This window comes from Pseudomonas arabinosi (assembly GCF_047758675.1).
Lineage (GTDB): Bacteria > Pseudomonadota > Gammaproteobacteria > Pseudomonadales > Pseudomonadaceae > Aquipseudomonas > Aquipseudomonas arabinosi.
In genome coordinates this window covers 2,334,333-2,347,799 of sequence record NZ_CP180480.1, presented here as the reverse complement: position 1 = coordinate 2,347,799, position 13,467 = coordinate 2,334,333, and the positions used below count along the sequence as shown (strand labels likewise).

Sequence of the window (13,467 nt, the reverse complement as noted above, 5' to 3'; positions counted from 1 at the left end):
TGGGAGCGAGCCTGCTCGCGATGGCCACGCCTCGGTCTCCAGCCAGACTCAAAGAGCACTAAACCGCTGCCCCAACCCCTGCTCCGCAAACTGCTCAATGATGAAATCCACAAACGCCCGGGTCTTACCGGGCAGCAGTTTGTGCTCTGCGTAATAAATCGAAATGTTGCCATCGTCGACAAACCAGTCCGGCAGCACCCGCTGCAAGGTCCCGGCCTCCAGATAGCCCACGGCAAACGGCATGCTCACCAGCGCAATGCCCAACCCTTGGGCGGCCGTGGCGCAGGCCGCCTCCGAATCACTCATGGTCATCCGCGCCTTGAGCGTCAGCGAGCTGTGTTGCTGGGCGCGACTGGTCAATTGCCAGGAACGCACACGGCCCGTCTGCGGCGATCGAATCAGGATGCCATCGTGATGCTTCAGATCATCGGGCTCGGCAATCACCTCACGCCCTGCAAGATAGTCGGCTGACGCGACCAACACCCGATGGGCCGGCGTCAGCTTGCGCGCCACCACCCCCTGCGGCAGCTCGAATCCCCCACCAATCGCCGCATCGAAACCCTGAGCGATCAGATCGACCTGACGGTTATCGAAATGCCAGTCCGGGTTGATCGCCGGAAAGCGCCGCAGAAACTCCCCGAGCAACGGCACGATGTACAACCGCCCGAACACCGTGCCCATGCTGACCTTCAACGTCCCCGCGGGTAGACCCTCGGCGCTGGCCAGATTGGCCACAGCATTCTGGATCGTGTGAAGACTGGAACTCACTTCGCCGAGAAACCGATGACCCGCTTCAGTGAGCGTCAGGCTGCGAGTGCTGCGCTGAAACAGCCGCACACCCAGTCGCGCCTCAAGTTTGGCAACACTCTTGCCCACCGCCGCCGGGGTCAGACTCAGACGGCGCGCGGCTTCGGCGAAGCTGCCGACCTCGGCACTGCGCACGAAGCATTCGATACTGCTGAAGGTTTCCATAAGCGCCACTATAAACTTTTGGTTTACACAGACTATCGCAATTACCGTCTACTCAGCCGGTAATCCTGAATCGATACTAGGCTCCATCAACCGAGACATCTCGCCTCGGGACTTTGGAGATCGATATGACTACTCAGAACCTCAGCGGCAAAGTGGTTTTGATTCAAGGCGGATCCCGCGGTATCGGCGCCGCCATTGTCAAACGCCTGGCCGCTGAAGGCGCGACAGTGGCCTTCACCTACGTCAGCTCCACGGCCAAAGCCGAAGAATTGCAAAACAGCATCACCGGTAACGGCGGCAAAGCCCTCGCGATCAAGGCTGACAGCGCCGACGCCGAGGCCATCCGCAACGCCGTGACCGCCACCGTAAAAGCCTTTGGTCGCCTGGACATTCTGGTCAACAACGCAGGCGTGCTGGCCGTTGCACCGCTGGAAGATTTCAAACTCGAAGACTTCGACCAGACCCTCGCGATCAACGTGCGCAGCGTATTCATCGCCACCCAGGCCGCTGCCAAACACATGACGGAAGGCGGTCGCATCATCAACATCGGCAGCACCAACGCCGACCGCATGCCCTTCGCCGGTGGTGGCCCGTACGCCATGAGCAAGTCGGCGCTGGTCGGCCTGACCAAAGGCCTGGCGCGCGACCTCGGCCCGCGTGGCATCACCATCAACAACGTGCAACCGGGCCCGGTCGACACTGACATGAACCCGGCCAGTGGCGACTTCGCCGAAAGCCTGATCCCGTTGATGGCGGTGGGTCGCTACGGCAAAGCGGAAGAAATCGCCAGCTTCGTCGCTTACCTCGTGGGGCCGGAAGCCGGCTACATCACCGGTGCCAGCCTGACCATCGACGGTGGTTTCGGCGCCTGATGTTCTGAATCACGCATAAAAAACGCCGGCAACCCTGATCAGGTTGCCGGCGTTTTCATGTACGCCGCGTTAAGCCCATTCGAGCGCTGGCAAACCGCAAGCGCTCGGTTTGAACGCTTTCAGCGTACGAAGAATGCCATCGGCGTGTGCGTACTTTTCGTCAGCCATCGCCGCATCCGGGATCGCAATCGCGGTCATCCCCGCCGCTTTCGCCGCCGTGACACCGAACGGCGAATCCTCGAACACCAGGCAATCCTCAGGCGCGACACCCAGGCGCCGCGCCGCCGTGAGGAAGATGTCCGGCGCCGGTTTGGCCGCGCCGACCTCCGGATCGTCAGCCGTCACGATGAAATCGAACAGCGCGAACCAATCGCGGTGCAAGGTGGTTTTCTGGCCGAACGACTGACGCGAAGAGCTGGTGCCCACCGCGATCGGAATGTTGTTGGCCTTCAGATGCCGAACCAGCTCCTGTGCGCCAGGCATCGCCAGCGCTGTAGGAAAACGCTCGCGCATCAGCGGTTCGCGGATCACCAGGAACTCTTCGGCGGTAATCGGCAGGTCCAGCGCCTTGACCACATAACGCGCCAGATCACCTGCACCACGGCCGATGATGTTCTGTTTGACGCTCCAGTCGAAGACTCGACCGTAACGCGCAGCAATCATGGACGTGACCTCGGTGTAAATGCCCTCGGTGTCCAGCAACAAGCCGTCCATATCGAAAATCACGGCCTTGATCGGGCCGAATTCATTCAGCGGTGCATTCATCGCATCTGATCCGTTTTCTAATGACATCCCAGAGGCGGCTCAGGTACGGCCGGGTCCGCGATCGATTAAAGGATTCAGCAGCATAGCGAGCGCGGCGGGCATAGGGCAACGGGCAATGCCTGAGCGGTACTAAAACCTGCGCCGAAGTGCTCTCCGTCATTTAGCGATTTCCCCTACACCAAACACTTACTTTCCCGACTTCTTTCCCCGCCGATCCCCCGCAAAGTCTCGCGCTCTGAATTGATCCGCGCGAGGGACTGCGAATGTTCATACCTGACAACCTCCTGGCCTTGAACAACACCATCGGGCTGCTGGTGGTCGCCGCCATGGACCCTGAGCACCCGGATGTCGAAGCGCTGCTCGATGACTTTCGGCTCTGCCTCAATGATTACGACGCCTGGGCTGAAAGTTTCTGGACCGGCAAGGCCCTGGATGTCGAGCAAGTATTCAAGGTCGGCAATGAAGTCCGTCTAAACGCACCGAAGCATTCGACTACGCCTGTCAGTGCGACAGTCGCCGCGTGCCAGACCAGCGGTCCGTTGACTTTGGTGCATATGTTTGAGGCAGCGCGTTTCGTGCCGATCGGCAATACGCCGGTGATGCTTGAACCTTTGCTTTCCGAGGTGGCGGGCGAGCAGACGTTTGGCGAGCCGATCTACCACGAGATCGGCCCCACTGGCATCCTGGAAATCCCCGATTGCCAGCGCGGCCAGCGTTATCGCATCACCTTCTTTCCCGAGGTATCCGCTGATCACGTCAAAGCACTTTATGCCTCCTATCAGGGCGTCATCGGCGAACTGGAACGCTGGTTGCGCAATGAGTGGACGACTGAGTTCGAGCCAGCGTGGGCCGGGTTCTCCCAGGCCGGTTTCATCAAGCGCTATGGCATGCTGCAACAGGCCGATTGGCGCGGTTTCGAGAACTCGCTGAACAGTTTGTGGGATGACGTAAAACAGATTTACGCCCTGATCGCGGACCTTCAGGCCAACAGCGAAAAACTCCTTGAATACCTGACCCAAACCGAGATTGAAACGCTGCTGAACGCCTCGGCGGAGTCCATCGCCAAGGTGTTGCTGATGCTGAGCGACGAGCCGTTGATGTTCATTCATCTCGCGGCGTTCACCACTTGGCTGAGGATGCTGCCGCCGCAGTACATCGCCGAAGTCGTGGCGGAAATTCGTACAGAGATATTGATCAGTTTCCTGCTCATGTGCCTCACCGGTCCTGCAGGACTGGAGTTGCGCCTGAGTGAGAAGGTGCTGTCCGGGATCAAGTCCCCACAGACCCGACAATGGCTGGCGGCCGCCAGTTTGCGATTGGCTGAGCTCACCGCCAGGTCCGACCTGACAGCCCACGCTGGCGCGCTCAAACCGCTGATGGTCAATGCCCGGAATGCACCGATCAATCCTGCTCCCGCCGTGTCGTTGCAAATCACCGCGGGGGTTGCGCCGGTTTTGTTGGTGAAGAATCCGGTGGCCATTGCTCGCGACAAGTCTGAAGCCATGACCAGGATTGGCAGGCAGGAACATCGCGACGATGCCCCGGATCAGGCGAAAAACCCCAATGGCGACAGCGCCGATTGCGGACCGTTGACCTGTACCCATGGCTGTCCGGTGTCGATGGTCACAGGCGAAGAACTGCTCACGCTGACCGATGGTTCACTTGACGGGATTTTGCCGTTCGACTTCACCCGGCTCTATCGCACCAGTGCGGTGGAGATCGATTGCGGGCTCGGATTTGGTTGGAGTCACTCACTCGCCCATCACCTGGAAATCGATGGCGATCACGTCATCTGGATCGACCATGAAAACCGTCGTACGACCTTTCCGTTACCGAATATAGAGCGCCCGACAATTCACAACAGCCTGTCGCGGGCAGCGATTTATCTGGGCGATGGACCCGAAGAACTGATCCTCGCCCTGGCTGGCGAAAAAGCGCGGTTTTTCCACTTTCGTGCAGGACGTCTGACAGCAATCAGCGATGCCTATGGCAATCGGCTGACGGTACAGCGGGACACGTCTAACAGGATCAAACGCCTCGATAACGGCGCAGGGCGTTCCCTTCTTTTGCGCTATGACCGCCGGTACATGGTCGCCGTCGACTATCAGCGTTTTCAGCCGGCCGACACCCTGGAAGACGCCTGGCGTACCGAGCAAACACTGGTTGCCTACCGTTACGACGCTCGTCATCGCTTGATCGAAGCCACCAATGCCGCTGGCGAAAGCGAACGTTACGACTACGACGATCAGCACGTGATTCTGCAGCGGCAACTCGCCGGCGGAGCAAGTTTCTACTGGGAGTGGGAGCGTGCCGGTAAAGCGGCCCGGTGCGTGCGGCATTGGGCGTCGTTTACGCAGATGGACACGCGTTATAGCTGGGACGACAACGGCAGTGTGCTGGTTAAGAACACTGACGGTAGCGAAGAGATTTACGAGCACGACGACCGGGCGCGACTGGTGCGCAAGGTCGAGCTGGACGGCGGCGAACACCTCAAGGCTTACGACGACAACGGTCAGCTGATTGCCGAGCAGGATCCGCTTGGCGCCGTCACCGAATACCGTTACGACGAAGTCGGACGGCTGATCGCGCTGATTCTGCCGGAAGACGAGCCGACAGCCTACGAGTATCGCAACGGTTTCCTGCACGCGCGGTATCGCGGCAAAGCGGTGTGGAAATATCAGCGCAATGCGCAAGGCGACATCACCGAAGCGACCGACCCCGACGGTCAGGTCAGCCACTATTACTACGACGACAAAGGGCAACTGCTGTCGATCCGCTACCCGGACACCAGCCGGCATGTGTTCGTCTGGAACGCCTTGGGGCAACTGCTCGAAGAGACCTTGCCGGACGGCGGTCAGCGGCGGTTTTCCTACGATGCGTTGGGGCGGCAGATTACCCGTCAGGACGAACACGGCGCCGTCACCCAGTACCACTGGGATGCCGTTGGCCGACTGATCCAGACCACGCTGCCTACCGGCGCCAGCCGCGCCTTCAGCTACAACGCCTACGGCAAGATCACCGCCGAACGCGATGAACTGGGTCGCGTCACCCGTTACGAATACATCGACGACCTGCATCTGGTCAGCCGCCGCCTCAACCCCGACGGCACCCAGCTGAAGTACCGCTACGACAACGCGCAGCTGCTTCTTACCGAGATCGAAAACGAATCCGGCGAAACATATCTCCTGGACTACACGCCCAATGGCTTGATCCGACAGGAAACCGGATTCGACGGTCAACGCACGGCGTACGCCTACGACCTCAACGGCCAGCTGCTGGAGAAAACCGAGTTCGGCGAAGATGGCTCGCGGTTGGTAACGGCTTATAAGCGGGACTCGGCCGGGCGGTTGCGGGTCAAAACCCTGCCCGACGGCATCAAGGTTGAATACCGCTATGACAGCCTCGGCCGACTGATCGGCGTCGACGACGGCCACGATCATCCGCTGGAGTTCGAATACGACCCGCAGGATCGGCTGATCACCGAGCATCAGGGTTGGGGCACGTTGCGTTATGGCTACGACGCTTGCGGCCAGCTCAATCGCCTGCGCCTGCCGGACGGCAGCAAACTCGATTACCACCACGCCAAGGGCGGGGCGCTGACGGCGATCGACCTCAACGGCGCGCGGCTCACGACCCACCAGTTTGCCTTCGGCCGCGAACAGCAGCGCCAGCAGGGGCAATTGCTCAGCGAATATGCCTACGACGATCAGGGCCGATTGAAGGCCCACGCTGTCAGTCAGCTGTATCGTCGCGACTATGCCTACAGCGCCAACGGTAACCTCGACTACATTGCCGACACGCGACACGGCCAACGCAGCTACCAATACGACCCGCTCAACCGCCTGATCCCCGTCCGCCACTCCCGTGATCAACAACCGGAAAGCTTCGCCCACGACCCGGCGGGCAACCTGCTGATGCAGGACCGCCCCGGCCCAGCCAACGTCAAAGGCAACCGCCTGCTCATCCAAGGCGACCGCCATTACGACTACGACGCCTTCGGCAACCTCATCCGTGAGCGCCGCGGCACCGCGCAAAAACTGATCACCGAATACCGCTACGACTGCCAACATCGGCTGATCGGCGTCACCCTGCCTAACGGCAGCCAGGCGACCTACCGCTACGACGCCTTCGGCCGCCGCATCGCCAAAACCGTCGACGGCAAAACCACCGAGTTCTTCTGGCAAGGCGACCACCTCATCGCCGAAAGCAGCCGCGAGCACTACCGCAGCTACGTATACGAACCCGGCAGCTTCCGCCCGTTGGCCATGCTCGACGGCAAAGGCCCACGCCAGGCCTGCCCGTTCTACTACCAACTCGACCACCTCGGCACACCGCAAGAACTCACCGACTACAGCGGCGACATCATCTGGGCCGCCCGATACACCGCCTATGGCCGCCTGACTCGCCTCAACCGCGATACCCATCAGGTGCTTGATCAGCCGTTGAGGTTTCAGGGGCAGTATTTCGATGCGGAGACGGGCCTGCATTACAACCGGCATCGCTACTACAATCCGGATGTTGGACGGTATTTGACGCCGGATCCGAGCAAGTTGGCGGGAGGGTTAAACGGGTATCAGTACACGCGGAACCCGACGGGGTGGGTTGATCCGCTGGGGTTGAGTGAGTGTCCGGGTGGGGATGGGTGTAAGCGGCCGGCATTTGGGGATGTGGATCCGGCGGGGAGTATTAAGGTTGATGAGGGGGAAGCTCAACTCCCATCATACCCAGAGGAATTGTATTTATATCGTGGAGACGGTCGTCACCCAGATGAGATATTTGAACAAGGATTTAAAACCAAGGGCGACAGCAATGACTTGCTGCTCCATTCCCTAGATAGCAACAAGCCTCCAAGCAATTTTGTAAGCACTACCCCAGTTAGAGAGGTTGGAATCGATTTCGCAACAAAATTCAACATGAGAAGCGGTTTTTTGTACACCATACGGATGATCCCAGGGCGAGATCTGACTTCGGAGCTTGGGAAAAAATATAAGTTTGGTAGCGAGCGAGAGTTAGCAATTCAAGGCGGAGTCAAAAGAGAAGATATTTTAGGCGTAACCCCTATTGGTGCTAATGGTCGCCCATCTGGTCACACCACCTTAAATCCGAACAGGAAATAGAACGTGGACAGCGTAACGATTTTGATAATCAAAAATGGCAAGCGTCAATCCGCTGAGCTTCTCTGTGACTCCGAAAATCTGAGCATCACTTTTGTTATGGAAGATGGTTATCGAAACTCATACTCTGGCGACGATTTTTACAAATGCCTGGGTCATGTCAGGAAAGACCATCGTGACGTAACTTTTTTGTGTAAAGGAGCAAAAATAAACGTACACCCCTCTAGTATGTCCTCACAGATGTCGTTAGGTGTAAAAGCATATGAGCTGACACTGGGTAAACAAGCATTAAGAAGTGATTTAGTAAGTATCTTTGATTACGAGGAAAATAATCTGACAAACGAACCTGAGGTTCAGGAAGAGTTTTTCATGCAATGGGTTGAGTCTGATATCTCCGACGAGTAGCTAGGGTAAATATAAAGTATCTGGAAAAAGCCCAGTTAGAACTGGGCTCATCTTCCGGTAAGAATTCGGACTTAACCACCCGAACCACTCGTACCACCACCTGCCCCCCCAGTTCCTCCTCCCGCACGCCCCGAACTCCCACCGCTCCCGCTCCCACTCATCCCAGAACTACCGGATCCTCCAGACCCACTCCCAGAACCGCTCCCCATCGAATCTCCACCACTCATCGCCCCGCTTCCCTTCTCCGGGCTGGTGCTACTTCCATTTGCATCACCACCATTCCCACCCTTAATAGCGCCAGGCGGCAGCGCCTTCTCGTCCGCGGAGCCCGCATTCATTTCGGAGTACGGCGGCATCCCGCCCTTATCCACAGGTGCATCGTTGCCGGAGGACTGGGCAAACGCCGACATTGAGCCGGCCGACAACACGCCGATCACCGTCAGGGCCGTCAATTTTGACCTGATCATGGTGTATCTCCTTTAAAAGGTGCGTACCTGATTTCTGGCAGTCATCGCTTTTTAAAGGTGCCGCACAATCGACGAATGGCGCTGCGCCACAGCGTATGTTCAGCTTGGTTCGTTTGAGCCGTCTTCACCGGCGATGTCCGGGTCGTCGGTGAGAGCTTCCACATCCCCACGCTTCACTTCATCAGACGGCAACTGCTCTACAGCGGTGTCGTCATCAGGCGGACGTTGATCACGACTCAGGGGATCGGTCGGTGAAGGCAGCGGATATTCGGGGGTATCGTCGATGTCGGAGTCTTTCGGATCAGCGTTCATAAGGCACCTCTCGTGGGGCCTGAATAGCAGGCCCTGAAGTTTCGAGGATTGCGCCCTGCGCTGAGTTCGATCAGAGAGACGATCGGTCAAACAGCAGGGTCAATTTTCGTCCTCATCCTCTTCCTCGTCTTCGAACTCGATATTTCCGACGTCGCCCGCATCATCGGAATCATTGAGCGGCACCGTTGCGTCATCCATCAGTGAGCCTGGGTCTTCGTTTCCTGGATCGTTAATGAACGGAAGCCCGCTCGGGCCTTTTTCTTCCTTGCCTTCTGTTTCAGGAGTCATGGCATGCCTCACAACATTCTGGGGTGTATGAAGTTCGAGGCGGCCCACGACCAAACGTTCCAGAGTCCTGCTACCAGGAACGAAAAACCCGGCGCTGGGCCGGGTTTCTGGTGTAGTTAGATGTCGAATCAGTGATGTTTGTTCTTGTGCTTGTTTTTATGCTTATGCTTGTGGCCGCTACCGGAGTGCGAACTGCCGCTATCGTTACCCAGGTTGTTGCCTACCGCACCACCCGCCGCGCCGCCCAGGCCTGCGCCAATGGTCGAACCGGTCTTGCCGCCCAGGCTATTGCCGATCACCGAGCCACCGGCCGATCCCAGACCACCACCAATAGCCGCTTCTGTGCGACTGCCTTTGTTCGCGCCGACCGCGCTACCTGCCGCGCCGCCTACACCGGCGCCAATCGCGGCACCCGTGCTGCCGCCCATTTGCTGGCCGACCACGTTACCTAGCGCACCGCCAATACCACCGCCAACTGCAGCAGTGCCGTCACCGGCGGCCATTGCACCTTGAGCGACCAAAAGTCCCAGAACCAACGTGGACAATGTCAAACGCATGATATGAACCTCTAAATTCCGTATCGGGGGTAAGAGAACGCGTTACGGATGGCGTGAGTCTAGCGTTTTCATCACACCAGCGCTGATCGTTGGACAGCTGTAGTTCCGAAGAGTGTGAAGAAGAAATATCCAGATACGAAAAGCCCGGCATCAAGCCGGGCTTTTTCAGCTGATCGATCAGGATCAGTGACGCTTGTGACCTTTGGCCAGGTTGCTGCCCACGCCGCCGCCCAATGCGCCGCCCAAACCTGCGCCAATGGTGGAACCGGTCTTGCCGCCCAGGCTGTTGCCGATCACCGAACCACCGGCCGCGCCGACACCACCGCCAATGGCGGCTTTAGTGCGGCTGCCTTTGCGTGCTGCAACAGCACTGCCGGCCGCGCCCGCGACACCAGCACCAATTGCTGCACCGGTGCTGCCGCCCATGCTCTGGCCGACCACATTACCCAGCGCGCCACCCAAACCACCACCGATGGCGGCAGTGCCATCACCCGCAGCCATCGCACCTTGAGCAACCAAAAGCCCCAGAACCAAAGCAGGCAGTGTTAAACGCATGACAAGAACCTCAAAAAAAGGGGGTAACCGAAAGGGGCGAGATTGAATGCTTTAGAGGAGACAAAGTCCAGACACGCACGGGTACAACCTCGCAATAGGCGACGGTTGGACAGCGTTTTTAGAAAAGGTTTTATGACAGGCAAAAAAAAGCCCGCTGGGGAACGGGCCAGGTACTGCTTTCTAACGGATGAGTTGAGCCTACGTAGGTAGGTGTGAAAAGTTTGTGAAAAAAAATACCAACAGCGGGTTATGTATCTGTAGTCCAAATCCCAACAGTCGACGTTGTGAAAATGAAAACCCCGCTCAATGGCGGGGGTTATCCAGTTGACGGTTACTTCCTGGAAGACGGCATCCTCTTGGGCAAGAAATTCGCTTTTTCGGTTCGGGGCACCTTGGATTTCAATTTGGCGACCTGGACCCGGTTCTCACCAAAGCCCTGCACATACTCCGCTTGACCACACTGCACGCAATTATTGATCGGAAACTCAGACCCGTCGTCTTCGATATACGAATCAGCCATACCTTTCCCCTCTCAAAAAAGGGTCGACACCGGCAAGCCCTATTTGCCTGGAAAATATCGACCTTCAACGCTTTTGAGACTAGTCAGTCATTACCGGACTTGTAGTTCGGATTATTGCGTCCCCGACGAACGGCAGCGTGACTCAAATCACCTCAACTTGACCGCCGTCCCGGTCACGAACACCACCACCATTCCGCCTTTCCCGGCCGGCATGCTGATCTCATAATCAAGCCCCACCACCGCATCAGCCTGAAGTGCCCGCGCCCGCTCCTTCAACTCGTCGGTTGCCTGAATCCGTGCCTCCTTCAGCGCCCGCTCCAATGTCTGAGAGCGCCCACCGAAAAAATCCCGCATCCCAGCGAACATATCGCGGATCACGTTGACACCCTGCACCGACTCGGCACTGACGATGTCCAGATAGGCGGTGATTTGTCGGCCTTCGATGGAGTGGGTTGTGGTGGTGATCATTAAATTTCCTTCTTTCATGGCCCGAGGGTAATTACTCAAGGCAACCTGGACAGATGTTGAGCCAACGCATCAAACGCCGGCAAGGTGACCGGATCGTTAGCCGAGTTACTGGCGACCGGGTGGGAGGCGTAGCGAACAATCACCATCTCGGCTTTCGGGTCTACATAAATGCGTTGCCCATGAACCCCACGCGCCATGAAGGCTCCGCCCTCTTTGTTGGTCACCCACCACATTGAACGGTAGCTCCAACCCTTCAACAAATCGTAACCCGCCTGGGCGAATGCCTGCTTGTCGCCGCCGCGACGGAGGTCGTCAACCACCGCTTTGGGCACGATTTGCTGACCGTTGAACTGGCCGTCATTACGCAACATCTCGCCAAACCGTGCCAGGTCACGCAAACCGGTGTTCAAGCCGCCGCCGGCAAACGGGGTGCCAATGGAGTCCACCGTGAAATAGGCGTCCTGCTCAGTACCCAAACGACTCCAGATACGTTCCGACAACAACTGTGCGACGTTGCGACCGGTCGCTCGAGCGATGATCCAGCCCAGTACATCGGTATTGACGGTCTTGTAGCCAAACGCGCTGCCGTGTTCGCCTTGCGGTTGAACCGTCTGCAAAAACTCATAGTAACTTCGCGGACCGCTGTAGTCCTTTGGCTTGGGCAGAGGGCTGCCGGCTTTTGCATGAGCCCAGACCTCGGCGTTCGGGTCGGCGTAGTCCTCGCTGTACTTGAGGCCGGTCGTCATATCGAGGACCTGGCGCACCGTGGCGCTGCCAAATGCGGAAGCCGCCAGTTCAGGGACGTATTCGGCGACGTGCTTGTTCGCATCGATTCGCCCTTCTGCCACCAACATCGCCCCCAACGTGCCGATCACGGACTTGGTCACCGACATTGCCGCGTGCTGGCCTTCAGGCTTCAGCACGCCAAAGTAACGCTCGTAGACCACTTTCCCGCGATGCATCACCACAATCCCGTCGGTGTAGGTGGCCGCAAGGGATTGCTCCCAGGTCATCGGAGCCTTCGCGCCCAGCGGGACGAAGTTGATCGCATCGATGTCTTTGCGCAGCGCAGACACCAATGGAACCGGCGCGCCGAGCCCCCGTGAAACGTTGATCGTAGGCATCAGTTGACGGAAGTTAGAGACACTCCAGCGCATCGCCGGGAACTGGAAATAGCTGCCGTCTTCGAAACGCACGGTGCGATCTGCAGGGGGTGGCGAGCCGACCATCCAGCCGAGTTTTGCGGGGTCGCTGGCTTCAGCATCGGGGAAAGTCCTGGTTGTGGATGCTGTGGCGAATAAGGAGACGGTACTTATCAGCGCGGCGGTGAGGGAAATAGCTATACGACGGGAAGCGGCGCAAGGGTGAGACATTGTTCGATTCCATTCGAGGGGTTTTGGGCAGTCCAACAGGTTAGAGCAGCTTGACCAACACTGCGGTGACAGTTGCGGTGACAGTGGCCACCGTGCCAATCAACCCGGTCGCTACAGCCACCGGATACCAAAAAGTCTCACGGGTCATCTTCCCGGCCTCGGCGTTCAGCTTGCGCTGCTCAGCCATCAGTTTGACGATCTCCACATGAACCTTTTCCAGTTCGGCCTGTTTCATGGTGAATTCCTGCATAACGTGCGTTCGTCCTTCCAGATAATAGGCCGCGTCATGTGCCTTGCCGTTGATTCATTTTGCCCCCTAAAGGCGCATAGCGAATACCCTCACGAAACGGCTCGAGTCAGGTGCCGAAACCTATGAAAGCACCCAGCTACCTGGCTTTCCAGCATTACTTCCCACATGCCTATCACCCGTCCTACATGAATTTCGGAAGCGCCTTCGCCGATGGGCTTGGGTCAATAACATTGCCATCCGCAAAATCCAGACGCCAGAAACCACAAAACCCCTGACTTCTTTCGAAATCAGGGGTTTTGGTTACATCGAATTTGGCGGTGAAGGAGAGATTCGAACTCTCGATACAATTTCTTGTATACACACTTTCCAGGCGTGCTCCTTAAGCCACTCGGACACTTCACCGTATCTCTTCAAACAAGTTCTGTCTGTCGAGGCGCGCTAATGTAGTCGAAAGCTTTTCCGATGGCAAACTTTTTTTGCAGAATTTTCATGCGCTTAGCGTTTTAGTCGTCCGAGCAGGTTCCAGTCCATGGCAAACCCGCCAATCTC

12 protein-coding genes and 1 tRNA gene are annotated in these 13,467 nt (G+C 57.8%); 3 read left to right on the top strand and 10 right to left on the bottom strand.

Going from position 1 to position 13,467, the window contains the following annotated elements:
- Positions 1-48: 48 nt before the first annotated feature.
- On the bottom strand, positions 49-972 hold the full coding sequence (locus tag ACMXYJ_RS10955) for a LysR family transcriptional regulator (protein ID WP_415759821.1): 924 nt from the start codon (positions 970-972) through the stop codon (positions 49-51).
- A gap of 125 nt (positions 973-1,097) precedes the next feature.
- Here ACMXYJ_RS10955 and ACMXYJ_RS10950 point away from each other — a divergent pair, with 125 nt between their 5' ends.
- The gene (locus tag ACMXYJ_RS10950) at positions 1,098-1,844 is read left to right on the top strand and encodes a 3-oxoacyl-ACP reductase family protein (protein WP_415759819.1); all 747 of its coding nucleotides are present in this window, start codon (positions 1,098-1,100) and stop codon (positions 1,842-1,844) included.
- A 69-nt stretch (positions 1,845-1,913) separates the two neighbouring features.
- Here the strand turns inward: ACMXYJ_RS10950 and ACMXYJ_RS10945 are convergent, their stop codons facing one another.
- Entirely contained in the window at positions 1,914-2,609 is a 696-nt protein-coding gene (locus ACMXYJ_RS10945) for an HAD-IA family hydrolase (protein ID WP_415759818.1), read from the bottom strand.
- Between the two features lie 263 nt (positions 2,610-2,872).
- On the opposite strand from ACMXYJ_RS10945, the gene ACMXYJ_RS10940 reads away from it, so the two are divergent.
- Positions 2,873-7,726, top strand: coding sequence for an RHS repeat-associated core domain-containing protein (locus ACMXYJ_RS10940; protein WP_415759817.1), 4,854 nt, complete (start codon positions 2,873-2,875; stop codon positions 7,724-7,726).
- A gap of 3 nt (positions 7,727-7,729) precedes the next feature.
- Complete coding sequence (locus ACMXYJ_RS10935; protein WP_415759815.1) at positions 7,730-8,128, top strand: hypothetical protein; 399 nt, start codon at positions 7,730-7,732, stop codon at positions 8,126-8,128.
- 566 nt (positions 8,129-8,694) lie between these two features.
- Here the strand turns inward: ACMXYJ_RS10935 and ACMXYJ_RS10930 are convergent.
- From ACMXYJ_RS10930 to ACMXYJ_RS10895, 8 genes are all read right to left on the bottom strand, one after another.
- Positions 8,695-8,907, bottom strand: coding sequence for a hypothetical protein (locus ACMXYJ_RS10930; RefSeq protein WP_415759814.1), 213 nt, complete (start codon positions 8,905-8,907; stop codon positions 8,695-8,697).
- Between the two features lie 99 nt (positions 8,908-9,006).
- Positions 9,007-9,195 (bottom strand): hypothetical protein, encoded by a 189-nt coding sequence (locus ACMXYJ_RS10925; protein WP_415759813.1) that lies wholly within the window; start codon positions 9,193-9,195, stop codon positions 9,007-9,009.
- Positions 9,196-9,323: 128 nt separating this feature from the next.
- Positions 9,324-9,752, bottom strand: coding sequence for a glycine zipper domain-containing protein (locus ACMXYJ_RS10920; protein WP_415759811.1), 429 nt, complete (start codon positions 9,750-9,752; stop codon positions 9,324-9,326).
- A gap of 183 nt (positions 9,753-9,935) precedes the next feature.
- Positions 9,936-10,307, bottom strand: a complete 372-nt coding sequence (locus tag ACMXYJ_RS10915; RefSeq protein WP_059404653.1) for a hypothetical protein — start codon at positions 10,305-10,307, stop codon at positions 9,936-9,938.
- Between the two features lie 667 nt (positions 10,308-10,974).
- Positions 10,975-11,295, bottom strand: a complete 321-nt coding sequence (locus ACMXYJ_RS10910; RefSeq protein WP_415759809.1) for a YbjQ family protein — start codon at positions 11,293-11,295, stop codon at positions 10,975-10,977.
- A gap of 35 nt (positions 11,296-11,330) precedes the next feature.
- Complete coding sequence (locus tag ACMXYJ_RS10905; RefSeq protein ID WP_415759807.1) at positions 11,331-12,668, bottom strand: serine hydrolase domain-containing protein; 1,338 nt, start codon at positions 12,666-12,668, stop codon at positions 11,331-11,333.
- 40 nt (positions 12,669-12,708) lie between these two features.
- On the bottom strand, positions 12,709-12,903 hold the full coding sequence (locus tag ACMXYJ_RS10900; protein ID WP_082555884.1) for a hypothetical protein: 195 nt from the start codon (positions 12,901-12,903) through the stop codon (positions 12,709-12,711).
- A 327-nt stretch (positions 12,904-13,230) separates the two neighbouring features.
- Positions 13,231-13,320, bottom strand: a tRNA-Ser gene (locus ACMXYJ_RS10895).
- Positions 13,321-13,467: the final 147 nt, after the last annotated feature.

Excerpts from the sequence above, each read along its gene's own strand:
- ACMXYJ_RS10955 (WP_415759821.1), bottom strand. The coding sequence starts at position 972 with ATGGAAACCTTCAGCAGTATCGAATGCTTCGTGCGCAGTGCCGAGGTC.
- ACMXYJ_RS10950 (WP_415759819.1), top strand. The coding sequence starts at position 1,098 with ATGACTACTCAGAACCTCAGCGGCAAAGTGGTTTTGATTCAAGGCGGA.
- ACMXYJ_RS10945 (WP_415759818.1), bottom strand. The coding sequence starts at position 2,609 with ATGAATGCACCGCTGAATGAATTCGGCCCGATCAAGGCCGTGATTTTC.
- ACMXYJ_RS10940 (WP_415759817.1), top strand. The coding sequence starts at position 2,873 with ATGTTCATACCTGACAACCTCCTGGCCTTGAACAACACCATCGGGCTG.
- ACMXYJ_RS10930 (WP_415759814.1), bottom strand. The coding sequence starts at position 8,907 with ATGAACGCTGATCCGAAAGACTCCGACATCGACGATACCCCCGAATAT.
- ACMXYJ_RS10925 (WP_415759813.1), bottom strand. The coding sequence starts at position 9,195 with ATGACTCCTGAAACAGAAGGCAAGGAAGAAAAAGGCCCGAGCGGGCTT.
- ACMXYJ_RS10920 (WP_415759811.1), bottom strand. The coding sequence starts at position 9,752 with ATGCGTTTGACATTGTCCACGTTGGTTCTGGGACTTTTGGTCGCTCAA.
- ACMXYJ_RS10915 (WP_059404653.1), bottom strand. The coding sequence starts at position 10,307 with ATGCGTTTAACACTGCCTGCTTTGGTTCTGGGGCTTTTGGTTGCTCAA.
- ACMXYJ_RS10910 (WP_415759809.1), bottom strand. The coding sequence starts at position 11,295 with ATGATCACCACCACAACCCACTCCATCGAAGGCCGACAAATCACCGCC.
- ACMXYJ_RS10905 (WP_415759807.1), bottom strand. The coding sequence starts at position 12,668 with ATGTCTCACCCTTGCGCCGCTTCCCGTCGTATAGCTATTTCCCTCACC.
- ACMXYJ_RS10900 (WP_082555884.1), bottom strand. The coding sequence starts at position 12,903 with ATGAAACAGGCCGAACTGGAAAAGGTTCATGTGGAGATCGTCAAACTG.